The following is a 14,866-nucleotide window of genomic DNA, read 5'->3' as shown; positions in this document are numbered from 1 at the left end:
AATTCGCAAAAAAAATCCCGCACTGGGCGGGATTGGGCGGGAGAGTATTGTGTTTACGACGCGCGAATCTCAACACGCCGGTTCGCTGCTTTGCCTTCTGCGGTTGTGTTGTCGGTGACAAACTTACCGGCCGGCTCATATTCGACGCGAACCTTCTTCCCATCGACACCGTGCCGCATGAGAAAGCGCTTGGCAGCCGATGCCCGACCCTTTGCCAAGGCTTCGGAAGTTCGGGACCGTTGAGCGCTATCGGTGAACCCGCGGACCTCGACGACTGTGGCCGACTTCGCCATTTGCACAAGCTGGTCACGCACCTCACGCGGTGGCGCGAAGTATTCACTGTTATTGGCGAAACTAACCCGCACGACATCGGTCGACTCAGTCGGCACAGGTGCCTGGTGAGCAATCGCTGACTGATTGCCTGTCGATGGTGGTTCCGCTGCAGCCAGCATCCTCTTGAGTTCAGCGAGTTCGGTTTTGATGCGAGTGATTTCGGCCAGAAGCTTTTCGTCCCGAGCTGAGCTAGTTGCGGCCATAATGCCCGGGTTCGCTCCTGCAGCGGCACGAGCGGCAGGCACCGCAGGAAGCGGCGTCGAGGTATCGGCGCTCACTGGCGCCGTCCGGATCACGCGGGAAGCGGCGCGATCCGAAGATACAGTGAAGCTGTTTTGCAACCCTTCCAGCACCACGTTCTCGCCCATGACCTTGTACGGTATTTCAACGTTGCGGGCATTGTAGATGCGTGTGGACTTGGGATCGACGTTGCGTATCTGGACCACAGTGTTGCCCGATAAGTCGAATACTTGAACGATCCGGTTAGCCGGTCCGTTGTCCACCTGGTAGTTGAAGCCGATGGGTGACGGCGGCGTACTCATGCAGCCCCCGAGCCCCATCGCAGCCAGCGTGACACCAATGACGAGGCCAGTCTTCAATCTCTTCATAGCGCTTTAAATCCTTTATGGAGTCTTTGGGTACATCTTCGCGTCCGCGGCTTTAGTCATCTTCACGCCTTTCTTCGCCGCCGTAGCGAGGCCTTTTGCGGTCGCTGTAGCTCCGGACTTCGCGTGATTAGCCGCCTGGGTGGCAGCTTGCTTCATCCCTTGTCCGGCACCCTTATGGGCACCAAGCGAACCTGGCAGAAGCGCACTTGCGATAGTCGGCGCTTGCGAAATGAGCGAGTTGACTGTGACGAGCAGCACGGTCACGATGATCATGCCGGCCGCAGTCGGCTCCTTGCCAACCAGCTTATCCAGTCCGAGACCGTTGGGGCCAAGGATCGAAGCAGCGATGGAAAGGATAACGTTGATCACGCCGGTGAGCGCCGCCGAGACCACCAGGAATTGAGCCCACTTTTTGAAATAATCCGTCGTCCACGGCGTCACGATGCCAACGATGAGAAGCGGGCCGAACGCGATACCAACGGCCGTCAGGAATGGGCCGAGCAACAGCAGGCCCATGACTTCGGCTACACCCAGCAGGACTAGTACCAGAATTACGAACGTAAAGATCAAGGTTGCCAAAAAGTCGGCGAGGTTCGAGAACCACCCGCCAGGTTTGGTAACAAGCTCGGTCACGTCCACAACGTTAAGGAACAATGTGCCGAGCGCCCGCCCAATGTCGGCGAGGATGCCACCGTAAAGCGTCATCAGCTTGGCCGTGGGGTTGTCGCCCCCCGCGCCCAGGTGGGCCATTCGGAAGGGATTGAGCATGTCGTCGAATTGCAGAATTCGCAGCTCGTAGGTATGGATCAGGAAGACGGCAACGACACATGGAACGCCCACATCGAAGATCACGGTCAGCATCGACGGGCGTTTGCCGGCATAGAACTGGAGGCACTCCCACATTAGGTACATGAAGGCGAGTCCACCACCAATCGTGAGCGCCGGCTGCTTCATCTTAACTGCGACCTCGTTGACTGCGAAGTGCTTCATCGTCTGGCCAAGATTCGTGTTCAGCTTAGCGTTAAATGTACGCATCGAGCCTTCAAGATTTGCGAAGAAGCCGCCGCTCTTTGCTGCGGGCTGCTGGTAGTTTGCCGGGTTGGCTGATGCAGGCATCGCTGTCATCGGCACGGTCTGCGCGGACGCGAGCGGCGCTAGGCAACCAAGTGCCCAGAACAGCAGGGTAATGAGAATGTGTCGATGACTCATGTCTTTTATGTGCGCTGCGTACGCTGTAATCGCTTAGAACTGGTTGGCTGCTTCACGCAGTCGCTTCTGGTAGAGGGCACGCTGATTTTCAGCCCATTGTTGCTTGCCCGCGTCAACGTCCTCGTCCTGGACTTTCATCTTGTCCTCGGCCTGCATCCTTGCCACTACCTGCTGGTTTTGACCGATGATGACGTCGAGCGCCACCCCAAGAGTTTGCATAGCCTCGGTCTGACCTTGTACTGCGGCCAGCTGAGAGACGATTTCTTGGCGGCGGCGGGTGGTGTCGCTCATAGAGCGTGAGACGGACGCGAAGCGCTCGCGATTTGCGCGCTGTCTGGCGGCGTCCGACTTGGCCAGCGAGTCGGCGAATGCTTCAAACGTGAGATTCGACGCGCCATACTGAGCGCGGAGGTCGTTGACCAATGCGCTGTTCCTATCCAGCGTCGCACTCAGGCTCTCGTCAATCTCGACCAAGGCGCCATATAGCTGCGCAGTCTGACGGATAGCCGCAAGCCCGTTCACGTCCTTGAGGCCTTTCACCGATCTTGCCATATCCTTCGCCGCATTAATTTGCTGGATCAGTTGCCGTGCGCTGTTGATCTCATTCTGGATTCCTGCTCTCGCGCCAAAAGTGTTTTGCGCGAGGTTTAGGAAGTCTGTAAAGGTAAGCGCCTGAGCCGGCGTGGCCGAAAGCAGGCATGCCATGAAGGCAGCGACGGCGCGAGTAAAGCTTCTCTTCAAGTTCATTTTTAGTTCCTTATAGATGTTGGCATTACATCGTTTCGACTTCGCGCAAGTACCGCTCCTTCCAGTCCGGCGCCCTCTCGGCTTCCAAGGCGTCAAGGACGTTTAGGACGGCCTTCTCCGAACGAAGGTAGGCCAGCGCCGAGGGCGAAAACTCGGTGGTCATCACGCGTGCCTTACCCGCCTGAATCAGCAGGTAGTCGCGCTTTGGCTGCAGCTGGGCGATCATGTCGATCTGATGATCTTCAAAGCCAAAGTTAGTTTTGTAGGCGTCGCGGTGCGTTTCGATCTTCTTGTTGTAGAGAAGCAGGAAGCTGTAGATGTTGTCGAGGATCGTCGCGGACATCTCGGCGTTGGTCACTGACTGGGGCGACTGAATCGTCAACCACAGGAAACCGTTGCGGCCGCGGATGGCCTTGAGCCATTCATCGATCATGGGCGCAAAGCGCGGATCGTTCAGGAGGAACGAAGCCTCCTCGATGTAGATGAAGGTCGGTGTGCCATCGAGTGAGGTGAAGATCTTGCGGAAGACGAGGTCGATGAACGCACGTGCTATCCGGTCGACTGCCAGGATTGAGGACATCTCGATCGTCGTCCAGTTGGTCAGCGACAGGTCGTCTTCCTCGTTATCGAACATCCCGTAGGGCCGCCCCTTCAGCCATTCGCCCAGCTCTTTCTCGAGCCTTAAAGGGACCAGCACAGCAAGTTTGCTCATGCTCGGCGTGCCCATCTCCACGAGCTTTGCGAGCGCCTCATCGAGGTGTTGGCGATCTGCTGTGTCCGCTTCAAAACCGCCTTCAGCAAGACGGCGCAGAATGAATTCCCGCACCCAGGTCCGGCCGTCCGGGGTCCCGTCCATCATCATTGCAAGTGGGTTGAGCCTGGTACCTGCCTTCTTGATGTCGACATGCTGGCCATCATGGAGTTTGGTGACCACTTCACAGCTCCTGTTTCGGTCGAAGATGAATGTGCGCACCTTGCCGTAGCGCTGGAACTGGGAAAGGCAGAAGTTCACGAACGTCGACTTGCCGCCGCCGGTCGGGGCGATAATCAGCATGTGCCCGACCTGCTCGACGTGCGAAGAAAAGTGGAAGCGCCCGCCGTAGCGGTTGCCGAACACAGCAAGCTGTGGCATGGGCCGACGGTACACGGTCTTGGAAAAGTAGCCGTGCGTGCGTGGACCTTCATCCATCGTGTAAAGCGGATAGGAGTCAGCCACGTTTTCGACCGAAATCAGGTCGTAGCGCGACTGCGTCGCCCACTGGCCGGGCTGCATGGCCGCAAATGACGGACCGAGGTTCAGGCGCTCGCGCGTGGCGTTGAATTTCAAATTCTCGAGCGCAGTTACCACCAGATCGCAGTTACGTTTCACCTCTTGGCGAGTGTCGCCGGCGACGAAAACAGTGGTCGCCATGTAGCAGAACGTCAGGCCTTCGGCGCCGATTCGTTCCTGAGCATGCTTACAGTCCGCCAGCAGCTGTGCTTTACCCGGGCGCGACTCAGGTGTGTTACCTGAGGCCTTCGCGAAAGCGTGTGCGACCAGGTTGTACTGGGTCAGGTTGTAATACTCGATTGCCTCCTGGATTGCTTTCATGCTCTCGACCGAATTCATGAAGCGCACTACCTGGCAGACTGTCAGCTCCATATCGAGTGATGCGAGCGTCTCGAATAACATGGGTGAGGAAGTCTTGGGCCACTTCTTCAGGCCAACTGCGCCAACGTACACGGATCGCTGGCTGCCTTGGAAGTACAGGAGATCCTCTCCTTTTGCCATATAGTCGCGCGGCAGCCACGCGTCCAGCATGGCGCCGTCCGGTTTGCTCTGCGGAGCTGGATTGCTCGCGCGGTTCAGGGTCCTGCTTAAGGCGCTGGTGAAGTCGTCGCCCTCCAGGCGAGAAAGCTTGATCGGCGCGGAATTCACGAAACTCGACAGGATGCGCTCGAACGTCAGCACGTTCTCACGCAGCGTCCCAACGTCGGCCGCAAATGCTCGCGTCCCTGAGAGCGATTCTTTCAGGGCCGAGATGAGAGCGCCGCCGACTGCCTTGCCCGTCTCTTTTTGGATTCGGGCCACGCGGTCGAAGAACTTGTCGGCGCCGGTCGATCCGGTGAACAGCAGGTAGAGTGAGTAGCGCGTCGTGTAACGGCGCCCGTCAGTGAACTTGGCAGAGTAGATTTCGTCCAGCTTGGCTGCGGCCTCGTTCTCAAACTGTCCTGGCACGTAGCTCGCGTCCCGACGTTTATCAACAATCCACCACGCGGTAACACGGCTGTCCAGGCGCTGCGAGATATTCTGCATCTGCTCAGCGAAGGCGTCGACCTGCTCGTCGAACAGATCGTCGGGATCGGCTCCGCGGTAATCGAAGGCGGCCAGCAGCGAACCGTCCTTGTTGAGCACGATCCCATCGGTGATGAAGTCGAGCCAAGGGCACAACGCCTGCATAGGATGGAGGTCGTCGTCTTCGGTCTCGCGGAATTTGAGCTTGAGCATAGTTACATGCGTACACCGCGACCGAACTTAGCAGGTCGCTCATACGTAGCAGGGAGGTTTTCTCGTGAATCAGGGTGGTATTGCTTACCCATGCGGGCATACTGGACGTAGACCGTGAAAATGTGGTGATCTTTCTTGTATGCCCACGCGAGCAAGGCGTGGAGCACGGCTGAGATGCCAAGCGGGATGGCAGCGTAATAAACGCTAACACTGCCGGCCAGGACGGCGATGAACGCCGCCGGTCCCCAGCAAAGTCCTAGTGCCTTATTGGAGACGCCGTTGCTTAGCCGCGGCTCCAATAGGGCGTGGTTGACTTCGGATACGCGCATCAGCCGATCATGCAGTTTGGTGGGGTCAAGCCCGAGTTGACAATGATGATCGATGAGCCGGCCACGATCGCGGCGCCAATGCCGACCTTGATCACGACGTCGTGCAGCTTGGCGACGCCGAAGAAATGCTCGATCGCCCACAGCAGGATCACGACCAGCGCGCAGGAACCGACGATTCCCTTGAAGTAGTTGGCGATGTAGCAGAAGAACTGGTTGCCGTTGCCGGCGCCGCCCTGCGCGAACGCAAGGGTGGGGCTCATCAGCACCACCCCCATTGCGGATGCCTTGCAAATGCCCTTCGCAGTTGGCGACAGGTTGTCCCAAGCGGCGGCGAGCTTCGCGCCATTACCCGAGAGTTTCGAGAAGATATTTTTCATTTTGGACTCCAGTGATGAGGGAAATTTGTTCGATGCGTCGAACTACGTGCTGCACGCCGTCCACAGGAACGATCCGGCGAGCGGCGAAAACGATGACGTGAACCGACTCGGCGATGTACTTTTTGACGAGATCGGGCGGCATGGATGCGTTTGGCGGCAGGCTCATCTGGAAAAGCATCTCCAGGGCCGACATTGCCTGTATTGCAGAGTCCGCGTGGATGGTCGATACGGAGCCCGGGTGGCCCGAGTTGAACGCGCGGATCAGGTCGTAAGTCTCATCGCCACGTGTCTCGCCGAGAATGAGGCGGTCAGGACGCATCCGCATTGCCAGCTTGACCAGGTCGCGTGCCGTGACCCCGTCGTCGGGATTCGACAGGAGGGAAATCACGTTCGGTACCGAAATTTGGATCTCGCGCGAGTCTTCGATCGTCAGAATTCGTTCGTGCTCGCCGATTCGGCTCAACAATGCGTTGAGCAGTGTTGTCTTGCCGCTGCCGGTACCGCCGGCGATGATGCAGTTCTTGTGTTCTTTCAGGACAAGGCGGACTAGCAGGTCGGCCTGCTCTTGCGTGAGCGCTTTGTATTTGTGGATGAGGTCGTCGAGCGTTGGTCGCTCGCTCTTGTCTTTATGCTTCCGGATGGTCATGAAAGACCCATCCGGGCAGACAGGCCTTTTCGCACCGGCGATTCGCATATCCTCAATCGACGCGTTCACGATAGCGCTCGCAGACTTGGCAATTGCGTCCTTGCCGACCATTTTGGCGATCGCCGTCAGTGCCATATCGATAGCGCCTTCCGAGAGCAGCGCCCCGTGGGGCACTATGACGCCATTGGTCTCGGCGAACACCAGCCCTCCCGGATTGATCATCAGCTCGGTTACGCTGGGATCGTCAAGCCAGCTGCGCACAGGGCTGAGCTGGGTTGCGAGAAGTTCGAGGGCGACGTTGGGGTTTAACATGCGGCAATTTTCGGACAAGTATTGCTCTCGGGAACCGCAAATGCGCGCCGCTTTTTGTGGGTATTCGTATTCGCTGGTGGCGCTGGCTCACGAACTGCAGCGGCGGGTCGCCAGGCAGGGCTGGTGAGAGAGGTATGGATTCGTCTTTTCATCAATCTGACAGTTCGGGGCCACGTGGCCCCGAACTTGTCGCGAAACTGATGGCTATTGAATCAGTCCTGCCTCAACAACGAACAGGCTCGGCTTCTTGACCTTGGTGCCGGAGATGTAGAGGGTTTCTTTGGCACGGGTCATCGCGACGAACATCAGGCGTCGCTCTTCCTCAAGCGAGCTTTTGTCCGACGGGAATGCACCGGTGTCGAGCCCTACAATCCAGACCCGGTCGAACTCCAGGCCTTTGGAACCGTGAGCTGTGGTCAGCAGCGCAACCGGCCCCTCCCCTTCCAGTGGAGCTTCTTTCTTGTCGGCTGCCTTCTGCTTTTCCTCGCGCGCACGGACGGTAGCAAGCTGCTCTTCGAGCGTGCAGTCGACCGGCTTGTAAATGTCGCGAGCCGCGTCGAGAATTGCCTGGTTGTTGGGCTTTTGTAGGGTTTCGGATAGCCACTCATGCACGCCGAAAAACAGCGTCGCAACGAAGCCTTGCTCCTTTGCCGAGGTCCAGCCGGCGAACCGTTTCGCGAACGTCCGCCAGATTTCGCTCCCCTTCTCGGAGATGCCCGCATTACGGAAGTCGTCTCGGCTGCCGATCATGATGTTTACGCCGAATAGCTTTCGGATCTTCCGAGTGTCCTCGACGTCCATGCCGGCCCATGCGAGGACGATATCCAGGTCGTTACTGCTGGGCTTGACTAGCAAGCGTAGGAGTGCGGCGCAGGCCTGCACTTCCGGACAATCGAAGATACTTCGGCCATCTGTTTTGCGGTAAGGGACGCCCCGCGTGGTCATTGCCGCTTGTAATAGTGTCAGCTCATCGTTTGTACGGGCGATGACGGCGAAGCCGGCGCCCTCATCTCGCGCGATCATGGCTTCTTCAGCCGCTGCTGCATATTCTGTCGCGTTGTCCTTGAAAGATTCCCAGATGACGGTACCACCAGGGCCCTTGGCGGCGAAAAGGCGCTTTTCGATGCGTTGCCGGTTACGGCTCACCAGCTGCTCAGCAGCGGCAAGAATCTCCGCGCGGCAGCGGTAGTTCGTGCCAAGCAGCACCTGAAGGGCATTGAACTGTGTGGCAAATTTTTCCATGCCGCCAAAGCCCAGGGCTCGGCGGAAAGCGTAGATCGACTGATCGTCATCGCCCACGACCGTGAGGGCGGCCCCGGCTTTTCCATGGTGCGCAGCCCATTCGTACTGGGCCTTGTCCGTGTCCTGGTATTCGTCGATCAAGAGGTGGTCGACAGGGAGGGGCGACATTGAACCGTCACGCATTGCAGAGTTTACGCGCAAGATGATGTCTTGAAAGTCAATCACCCCCGCATCGGTCATCAGCTGGCAGTAGATGTCGACCATCTGCTGGAGTTCTGGATCGATCGTTTCCAGCTTCCCGCCAGCTTCCTTGACCTGCTCGATGATGGGCGTGGCGTCTCGCGCGGTCATCTTCAGGCCGCTTTCACGGATAGCGCGTATTACGTAGGATACTCGCACGCCTTCCTTGACCAGATTGGGCGGCGATGCAAACGGTGAGCGCATGCCTGTGAGGATCTCGCGGCCGAATTCCCCCTTATGCTTATGGGGGGTCGTCATCAGCAGGGAGACGCTGTGGAACGTGCCCACAAGAAGGCGAGGCTTCCCGCTGGGCTGGGCCAGCTTCATGATGCGCTCGCGCAGCTCGAGCGCGGCGTCGCGTGTGAAGGTGACAGCACACACCTTGTCGCCTTGGTCCAGCAGCAACGCGGCTTTTGTCGCCATCGTCTTCGTCTTGCCGGCGCCGGGGCAGGCAATCGCGAGGGTATGCCCAGTATGCAGCGCCACTTGGCGCTGCTCCGGGTTTAATTCCTCGAGGATTTCGTTCACGCTGCCAGAGCGTCAGCCGATTGCGGTTCGGCCTGCAGTTCGGCCTGCGGAGCGGTAGCGGCCGGCGTGGTGGCCTTCTTCGCTTCGGTCTTGTTCTGGATGCCGCGCAGGGTCCGGGCGATGAACTGAGCCAAATCGCGCACTTCCTTCTTGATTTGGTATTCGCTCAGTTCCACTGCGTCCCCTTCGGCTTCGCCGTTCCACACCAGCTGGTTCAGCTGCTGGACGTACTGGTCCTGCTTGATGAACGCGCTTGCCACGCGGTTTGCCAGTGGCGTGCGGATCTGGATCGTGTGCTTTGCGGCCGGGTTCGTATATCCAGGCTTGATCCAGTCAGCATTTGTCGCATGCGCTTCGAGAACCATTTTGATCTGCTCGGTTTCGGTAGCCAGCCGCGCTTCCATCTCGGTGACCTTTTCCTTGATGGTCCCGATCAGTTTGTCGGCATTGTCGTCACCGATGAAGAAGCCACCCAGCTTGGAGATGAAGTGGATTCCGTGTTCGATGCCGGCGTAGTAGCGCTCGAACGCGGAACCGATGACGCGCTCCTGCAGTTCGACGTCGCGAATCAGCGAAGCGACGCCGTCGTGGCGACGTGCCAGGCCCTGCACGCCGCGGTCGCGCTGGCGCTTGGCGCGGTTGCGCAGCAGCTGGACGCGCGCTTCGTCGGTGGCTTGCAGAACCACTTGATCAGCGTTTACGGCCGCCGGAGTGGCGCCTTCATTCATGCTCTGCTGGGAGAGCTGCGATGCGGTGTCGAGTTCGCGCAGGGCCTCACGGGCAGCTGAATCGGTCAGAACTTCGGGTGCGGCGGTAGTCATAGGGTCCTCGGGGATAAAAGTGTTCGGAAACAGCATCGTGCCTATTGCCTGTAGGAACCTCGCAGCAAAAGCACCACTTTTTTTCGCGGGATTCCACTGCACATCACGAAAAGAAAAGCTGGCGAGGAGATGCTTTTGTTTCCTGTCCGCAACCGATTCAGGCAAAAAAACGTCGTGGTTTCGTAGGATCGGCGAGAGCACGCGCATTTATAGTTTCGGCCAATCGACAGGAGGCGCGTTGTGGTGAAGGGCGAAAAGTTCCAGAAGTTAGTTTTGTTTGGCGGGATGTGCGCCGGTGCGCTACTTTGCGCCGAGGGCTATCTTCAAGGTCGAGCATTCGTAGCCCGTGTCGGCGTCGCGGAGCGCCAGGTGGCACTTCTAAAGCAAGAGGTCGAGGCCTTGCGTGTCCAGGTTGAAGTGACGCCACGACCAGCTTCGCCAGCGCCTGCTCCAGTGATCGCCCCTGGCCCCCACTCCCTAATGTTGCCGATACCTGAACCAATGCGCATCCCGGCCGCGGCCCATGAGCGATCGCGTAAGACGCCTCCCGCTGCGGACGTCTCCCAGGTCGCCATCAGTGACCAACCGGGTAAGAGTGACGCGGTGCCCGACGATGGGCGCGTCGTCCTGATGAAGGACGTGAAAGAGGCAAAAGGTGCTACTCAGGCACCAACTGCAGGCCAGCAAGCAGTTGCCACCCCTACCGTCGACGTCAAGCTGTGGGCTAAAAAATGAGAGCACGCCTCGTCCGCAAAGCTGTGGGCGCCCTTGCACAGTCCACCCGCCGCAAGCGTCAGGTCCTGGTCTTCAAGATGCCGATTGTGGTGCTTGGAATCGGTGGGCTCTTGCTGACAACCGACATCGCTGAATCCTTTAAATCCATGTGGGCAGCCGGCGAGGTCGCAGCCGCAGCTGTCCAGAACGTAACCCAAGTAAAGCAGCCGTAAGATATGAACAAAATCGACAGCGCCACCGCAGAAGAACACCTGCGCGACGGCCAGGACAGCATCAAAGAATGTGTGAAGACGCTTCAGCGCGTCCAGAAAAGTTTCCCCGAACTGAGCGCCGAGCTGACTCAGGCGATTGGGACACTCACTTCCGTGCGCACAGACATAGCTGGGGTTGCCGAGCGCCTCAAGCGAAGCTAGGGACATGCCACTACTGTGTCTCATCGGCCGGCATGGCAGCGGCAAGTCAACGATCGGAGCAAGGCTCGCATCGCTTTACGGCTATCGGCATATCAGCGTTGGCCTTCTGCGTAGACTTGCCCAATCCAGACAATACCCTGTCGACGTTCCAGCCATACTGATATCCTCGATGCGCCGTGAGCGGCCCGGGGCAGTCCTGTCTATTCCAACGGCCAAACGCCTGGTCGACCATGCGGTCGGCAGCGCTCTTACTGTGCTCGATGGCTTCCCAGCCGCGCCTGAGCAGCTTGGCTTGCTCCCGGCAGAGACGATTTTCTGCGTCGTATGGACGCCAAATGGCCTGCGCAATGAACGGCTCGAGGGCCGCGCCGCCAGTACCAAGCGTCAGTGGACACCTGGGCGGGCCTCGGAAAGGGAAACAGCCTTGCCAAAGCTGATCGCGCATGTGCGCCGGTCGCACCAGTGTCTATTCCTGCGTAATGCCGCTGACGTAGAAGCGGCTGTTGGTGAGCTACAACGCAAGGTTGCGCGGTTCCAGGTTGCGTAGGGGCAAATGGATGGTCTAATAGCACTGTTACCCAACAGAAAGACCATACCATGAGCTACGAATTCAACCACGACGACACATTCCTCAACGAGCCGCCGAATCCGTTTCGGTACGAGAACGTGTTTCTCTTCATTGCAGCGCTGGCTGCAGGCGCAGGCGGTATCCATGCGCTAATGACGGCCAAAGAGCTGTTCAAGAACCAGAACGACAAGGTGGCGCTGGTCGCCGTTGTAGTCGCTACGCTCGTTCTCGGCGTTGCGGTCAAGCTGCTGATCCAAGGGTTGTCTCAGGTGCGTTTCTACCTTGGGCGAAAGTTTCCGCTCGGGCTTGCGGAAGAGCTTCCGGTGACGGAGGCCGGCGTTGGCCTCGGCACCGAGGAAATCCTTGAAACGCTCCGTCATCGCGCGATCGAGTTTCCAGAGCCGAAGGGTGCGCTGAACGGTGTGTTGTATTCGATGGTGCGCAGCTTGGTTACTTCTCCAACCCAGGTGCAGGCAGCCGCGGTGCAGCACTTCCATTCGCTGATCGCGATGGTGGCCCTGTTTGTTTCCCTGGTTGTCTCATATTTCGTGTTCAAGGGCACGCCATACGAAGGCATCGCCTCGTGGCTTTACCTGCCGATGAGCGGCCTGTCACTGGCGACGCCGTTCATGAAGCCCGACAGCCTCAATGTCCAAACCACGCAGGCCGGCACGCCTGTCGAGACTGGTGACAAGGCACTCTGGAAGCTGATGGGTCTCGTGATCTTCTCTATCATGGCCCCGGTCCTGATCCCACGCGTTGCGCCCGAACTTGCAATAGCGCCGATGTGGGTTGCCCCGGCCCTGCTCCTGATCGGCTCGATGGTTGCGTCGACCCTGTTCTTCTTCGCGATCGTCTCTCGCCTCGATAGCGCCGCACGTACCAGCGTTTCGTGCGAACAGACGAAGATCGCGATGAACTGCCCGCCAGCGCAGTTGTGGACCGAAATGAGTCGGGACTTCCAGAATTCGTGGGTCCGCGGAATCCCGAATCGTGCCTACGCCAACATTCCGCCGGAGGTGTCCGAAGAAGAGCGCGGTTCCTTCGGTGGTTTCGTGCTCGAAGAAACGCAGCCTGTCCCTACCAGCACAATGCAGTTCACAACCTGGGCCGAAGCGTTCCAGACCCGCTATTCACGCTTCCTGCTACTGCTCGGTGCATGGGGCGTAGCGACTGCGTCCGCCTGTGGCTATGCGGCAGCGCATTTCACCGCGCAGTTCGCCGATATGAGCCGCATGGAAATCAGCCGGGCCGTGCTGATGGTCATGGCGCTGGGGATGGTGGCTGTACTGAGCTTCCGCATTGGCCACCTGCTTTGGTCGCGCATGCAGTTCAAGTCGCGCCTGTACTGGATTGAGTGCAGCGGGACGTACCAGACGAGCCAGATCAGCGTAGGCAACCAGTTCCGTGGATCGGCCTTGTCCAGCTCGACGCTGACCCGCGTCCAGGATGCTACGTTGCGTGTCTGGGTTACCGATATTGTGTCGGTCGTGTTCGGGAAGGACGGTAAGCGCAGCATCATCGCTATGGCGCCAGTGGACAGCGTCGCGAAGAGCATCGCCAGCCGCCTGATCGACTTCGCCGGCCAGCAAAGCGCCGTGGCCACCCCCACCTCCGCGAATGATCTGGCACGTGCTGCCTCGATCGGAGGCTTGGATGCCGCTGTGCGTGCTGCAACCAGCAGCGCAATGAAGGGGCAAGCCATCGAGTCGATCGCAGGCGCATCGCAAGCCACGCGTGCGCTTGCTGGCGACGAACCACGCCTGGCAGGTCGCGTGAAGTTTTTCGACACAGCGAAGGGCTACGGATACATCGCGGCCGAGAGCGGCGAGGACTACTTCTTTAATTCCAACGGGTTCCGCGGCGAGGCGCCACGCAAGGGCGACCGCGTCGAATTCGCGCCAACACGCGGGCCGAAAGGGCTGATGGCAAAGCAGCTGGAGCTCTTGGCCAGCGCATAAGCCAAGCGACGACGTTCACGCGATAATGAGCAGGTCGGGCAGCAGTTCGACCTGTCATCAATTTTTAGGTAAGGAGGCGCGATGACCTGCGAATTTATTCCAGCGGATCAGCTCAAAAAACAGTTCAGAGTGCTAGGCCATTTTTACAACGTCGTCGTCGGCGGCCAGAGGGTCTTCTGCCGAAGCTCGCTCGAAATCGTGCGCGATGCGCTGTTCCCGAACCGCCTGGACGCCGCGCCCGACGCTATCGTGGTGATGATGAACCCAGGATCTTCGCAACCGTTGGCTACCGTCCCAGAGGAAGTCGACCATACCGCGTTTCCATTCACCCGAAAAAACTTAGTTGCTACCAAGCCCGACACAACCCAGTACCAGATAATGCGGTTGATGCACTACTGTGGATGGGACCACGTGAGGGTGCTCAACCTGTCCGATCTCCGTGAGGCATCAAGCGCCAGCTTCGTAAAGCAATACCGCTCGCTTGAGGCCGAGCATAACTACAGCAAGCACTCGATCTTTTGTCCGTCTCGGAAACGTGAGCTGTCAGATAGCCTGCGTCGGTCGTCGGATGCGCCGATCATCTCCGCATGGGGTACTAGCGCGAAGCTGGACCCTTTGATACAGCGGTGTACTCACGCCATCAACGAGCGTGGCCAGTTTGTGGGGTTAAAACACGTAGACGGTTTCGACCGCTACCTGCACCCTCTGCCCAGGATGCAGGAGGCCAAACAGGCTTGGGTCGACGACATGGTCAAGCTCGTCCAGACATTGTGACAGTGTCTCGCCACAGCGACGGGCGAAAAAAAAGGCCTGCTCGATGAGCAGGCCTTTTGCTTTGTGCAGCCGGATCGCCCGGCACATGATTGTTTCACTTCCAGTGCTTCACTAACGGCGTCACCCGCCACGACAGCCCGTTGAGGGAACTGGCCGTGGCGTAGATAACCCGGCCAGCCCCTCGCTTGACCAGCTGCGAGCCGTCCTGCTGGAACCCCAACATGACAAGCTCGCTGCGGTCAAAGTAGCGCCGAAGTGTCGCATAGACCTTCGGCTGCCGCTTAGGCATCAGCCGGCGCCAGTACCTGGGCCTGCGGCACGACCATGATGCTCGAAATCGCACCGTGGACTGCGTAGCCACCCAACTCGTTCTCGTGCGGCTTATGCACCAGCCGATCAAGGTACAAGTGCTGTCGCCCTGCCCGCTCAGCGCTGCCGAGGATCTTGGCAACAGCAGGGATGCTGGAGCCCTTACGCCGGATGACTACCACGCCATCGCCTACGTGCACGTTTGCTTCTTGAGTTTCCATACTTC

At 58.8% G+C, this 14,866-nt stretch carries 17 protein-coding genes; 6 read left to right on the top strand and 11 right to left on the bottom strand.

Features of this window, described 5'->3' with window-relative positions; genetic code table 11:
* Positions 1 to 53: 53 nt before the first annotated feature.
* From ACSQ25_RS24835 to ACSQ25_RS24795, 9 genes are all read right to left on the bottom strand, one after another.
* Complete coding sequence (locus ACSQ25_RS24835; RefSeq protein ID WP_436108409.1) at positions 54 to 941, bottom strand: OmpA family protein; 888 nt, start codon at positions 939 to 941, stop codon at positions 54 to 56.
* A 15-nt stretch (positions 942 to 956) separates the two neighbouring features.
* Positions 957 to 2,150, bottom strand: coding sequence for a hypothetical protein (locus tag ACSQ25_RS24830; protein ID WP_436108408.1), 1,194 nt, complete (start codon positions 2,148 to 2,150; stop codon positions 957 to 959).
* Between the two features lie 33 nt (positions 2,151 to 2,183).
* Positions 2,184 to 2,897 carry a hypothetical protein gene (locus ACSQ25_RS24825; protein ID WP_436108407.1) on the bottom strand — a complete coding sequence of 238 codons (714 nt, stop codon included), beginning with the start codon at positions 2,895 to 2,897 and terminating at the stop codon, positions 2,184 to 2,186.
* 25 nt (positions 2,898 to 2,922) lie between these two features.
* On the bottom strand, positions 2,923 to 5,385 hold the full coding sequence (locus ACSQ25_RS24820) for a VirB4 family type IV secretion system protein (RefSeq protein ID WP_436108406.1): 2,463 nt from the start codon (positions 5,383 to 5,385) through the stop codon (positions 2,923 to 2,925).
* 2 nt (positions 5,386 to 5,387) lie between these two features.
* Positions 5,388 to 5,714, bottom strand: coding sequence for a hypothetical protein (locus ACSQ25_RS24815; RefSeq protein ID WP_436108405.1), 327 nt, complete (start codon positions 5,712 to 5,714; stop codon positions 5,388 to 5,390).
* The gene (locus ACSQ25_RS24810; protein WP_436108404.1) at positions 5,714 to 6,091 is read right to left on the bottom strand and encodes a TrbC/VirB2 family protein; all 378 of its coding nucleotides are present in this window, start codon (positions 6,089 to 6,091) and stop codon (positions 5,714 to 5,716) included. Before ACSQ25_RS24810 ends, ACSQ25_RS24815 begins: the two co-directional genes overlap by 1 nt.
* Positions 6,060 to 7,049, bottom strand: a complete 990-nt coding sequence (locus ACSQ25_RS24805; RefSeq protein ID WP_436108403.1) for a CpaF family protein — start codon at positions 7,047 to 7,049, stop codon at positions 6,060 to 6,062. The genes ACSQ25_RS24810 and ACSQ25_RS24805 overlap by 32 nt, the downstream gene beginning before the upstream one ends.
* Positions 7,050 to 7,253: 204 nt before the next feature.
* On the bottom strand, positions 7,254 to 9,059 hold the full coding sequence (locus tag ACSQ25_RS24800) for an ATP-dependent helicase (RefSeq protein ID WP_436108402.1): 1,806 nt from the start codon (positions 9,057 to 9,059) through the stop codon (positions 7,254 to 7,256).
* Positions 9,056 to 10,087: a hypothetical protein gene (locus ACSQ25_RS24795; RefSeq protein ID WP_436108401.1), complete on the bottom strand. Its 1,032-nt coding sequence runs from the start codon at positions 10,085 to 10,087 to the stop codon at positions 9,056 to 9,058. The genes ACSQ25_RS24800 and ACSQ25_RS24795 overlap by 4 nt, the downstream gene beginning before the upstream one ends.
* Positions 10,088 to 10,120: 33 nt before the next feature.
* On the opposite strand from ACSQ25_RS24795, the gene ACSQ25_RS24790 reads away from it, so the two are divergent.
* From ACSQ25_RS24790 to ACSQ25_RS24765, 6 genes are all read left to right on the top strand, one after another.
* Complete coding sequence (locus ACSQ25_RS24790; RefSeq protein ID WP_436108400.1) at positions 10,121 to 10,615, top strand: hypothetical protein; 495 nt, start codon at positions 10,121 to 10,123, stop codon at positions 10,613 to 10,615.
* Positions 10,612 to 10,827: a hypothetical protein gene (locus tag ACSQ25_RS24785; RefSeq protein WP_436108399.1), complete on the top strand. Its 216-nt coding sequence runs from the start codon at positions 10,612 to 10,614 to the stop codon at positions 10,825 to 10,827. The genes ACSQ25_RS24790 and ACSQ25_RS24785 overlap by 4 nt, the downstream gene beginning before the upstream one ends.
* A 3-nt stretch (positions 10,828 to 10,830) precedes the next feature.
* A complete protein-coding gene (locus tag ACSQ25_RS24780; protein ID WP_436108398.1) occupies positions 10,831 to 11,028 on the top strand; it encodes a hypothetical protein in 198 nt (65 codons plus the stop codon).
* A gap of 4 nt (positions 11,029 to 11,032) precedes the next feature.
* Positions 11,033 to 11,575, top strand: coding sequence for an AAA family ATPase (locus tag ACSQ25_RS24775; RefSeq protein ID WP_436108397.1), 543 nt, complete (start codon positions 11,033 to 11,035; stop codon positions 11,573 to 11,575).
* Positions 11,576 to 11,625: 50 nt separating this feature from the next.
* Positions 11,626 to 13,557 (top strand): cold-shock protein, encoded by a 1,932-nt coding sequence (locus tag ACSQ25_RS24770; protein ID WP_436108396.1) that lies wholly within the window; start codon positions 11,626 to 11,628, stop codon positions 13,555 to 13,557.
* Positions 13,558 to 13,638: 81 nt separating this feature from the next.
* On the top strand, positions 13,639 to 14,331 hold the full coding sequence (locus ACSQ25_RS24765; RefSeq protein ID WP_436108395.1) for a hypothetical protein: 693 nt from the start codon (positions 13,639 to 13,641) through the stop codon (positions 14,329 to 14,331).
* A 94-nt stretch (positions 14,332 to 14,425) separates the two neighbouring features.
* Here the strand turns inward: ACSQ25_RS24765 and ACSQ25_RS24760 are convergent, their stop codons facing one another.
* Positions 14,426 to 14,620 (bottom strand): hypothetical protein, encoded by a 195-nt coding sequence (locus ACSQ25_RS24760; RefSeq protein WP_436108394.1) that lies wholly within the window; start codon positions 14,618 to 14,620, stop codon positions 14,426 to 14,428.
* Positions 14,613 to 14,861, bottom strand: coding sequence for a hypothetical protein (locus ACSQ25_RS24755; protein ID WP_436108393.1), 249 nt, complete (start codon positions 14,859 to 14,861; stop codon positions 14,613 to 14,615). The genes ACSQ25_RS24760 and ACSQ25_RS24755 overlap by 8 nt, the downstream gene beginning before the upstream one ends.
* Positions 14,862 to 14,866: the final 5 nt, after the last annotated feature.

It is taken from the genome of Massilia sp. LjRoot122, assembly GCF_964252725.1.
Lineage (GTDB): Bacteria > Pseudomonadota > Gammaproteobacteria > Burkholderiales > Burkholderiaceae_D > Telluria.
This window is presented reverse-complemented; position numbering and strand designations above follow the sequence as displayed.

What these genes read in the sequence shown, in the direction of transcription:
- ACSQ25_RS24835 (WP_436108409.1), bottom strand. Translation starts at nt 941, where the DNA reads ATGAAGAGATTGAAGACTGGCCTCGTCATTGGTGTCACGCTGGCTGCG.
- ACSQ25_RS24830 (WP_436108408.1), bottom strand. Translation starts at nt 2,150, where the DNA reads ATGAGTCATCGACACATTCTCATTACCCTGCTGTTCTGGGCACTTGGT.
- ACSQ25_RS24825 (WP_436108407.1), bottom strand. Translation starts at nt 2,897, where the DNA reads ATGAACTTGAAGAGAAGCTTTACTCGCGCCGTCGCTGCCTTCATGGCA.
- ACSQ25_RS24820 (WP_436108406.1), bottom strand. Translation starts at nt 5,385, where the DNA reads ATGCTCAAGCTCAAATTCCGCGAGACCGAAGACGACGACCTCCATCCT.
- ACSQ25_RS24815 (WP_436108405.1), bottom strand. Translation starts at nt 5,714, where the DNA reads ATGCGCGTATCCGAAGTCAACCACGCCCTATTGGAGCCGCGGCTAAGC.
- ACSQ25_RS24810 (WP_436108404.1), bottom strand. Translation starts at nt 6,091, where the DNA reads ATGAAAAATATCTTCTCGAAACTCTCGGGTAATGGCGCGAAGCTCGCC.
- ACSQ25_RS24805 (WP_436108403.1), bottom strand. Translation starts at nt 7,049, where the DNA reads ATGTTAAACCCCAACGTCGCCCTCGAACTTCTCGCAACCCAGCTCAGC.
- ACSQ25_RS24795 (WP_436108401.1), bottom strand. Translation starts at nt 10,087, where the DNA reads ATGCGCGTGCTCTCGCCGATCCTACGAAACCACGACGTTTTTTTGCCT.
- ACSQ25_RS24785 (WP_436108399.1), top strand. Translation starts at nt 10,612, where the DNA reads ATGAGAGCACGCCTCGTCCGCAAAGCTGTGGGCGCCCTTGCACAGTCC.
- ACSQ25_RS24780 (WP_436108398.1), top strand. Translation starts at nt 10,831, where the DNA reads ATGAACAAAATCGACAGCGCCACCGCAGAAGAACACCTGCGCGACGGC.
- ACSQ25_RS24775 (WP_436108397.1), top strand. Translation starts at nt 11,033, where the DNA reads ATGCCACTACTGTGTCTCATCGGCCGGCATGGCAGCGGCAAGTCAACG.
- ACSQ25_RS24770 (WP_436108396.1), top strand. Translation starts at nt 11,626, where the DNA reads ATGAGCTACGAATTCAACCACGACGACACATTCCTCAACGAGCCGCCG.
- ACSQ25_RS24765 (WP_436108395.1), top strand. Translation starts at nt 13,639, where the DNA reads ATGACCTGCGAATTTATTCCAGCGGATCAGCTCAAAAAACAGTTCAGA.
- ACSQ25_RS24760 (WP_436108394.1), bottom strand. Translation starts at nt 14,620, where the DNA reads ATGCCTAAGCGGCAGCCGAAGGTCTATGCGACACTTCGGCGCTACTTT.
- ACSQ25_RS24755 (WP_436108393.1), bottom strand. Translation starts at nt 14,861, where the DNA reads ATGGAAACTCAAGAAGCAAACGTGCACGTAGGCGATGGCGTGGTAGTC.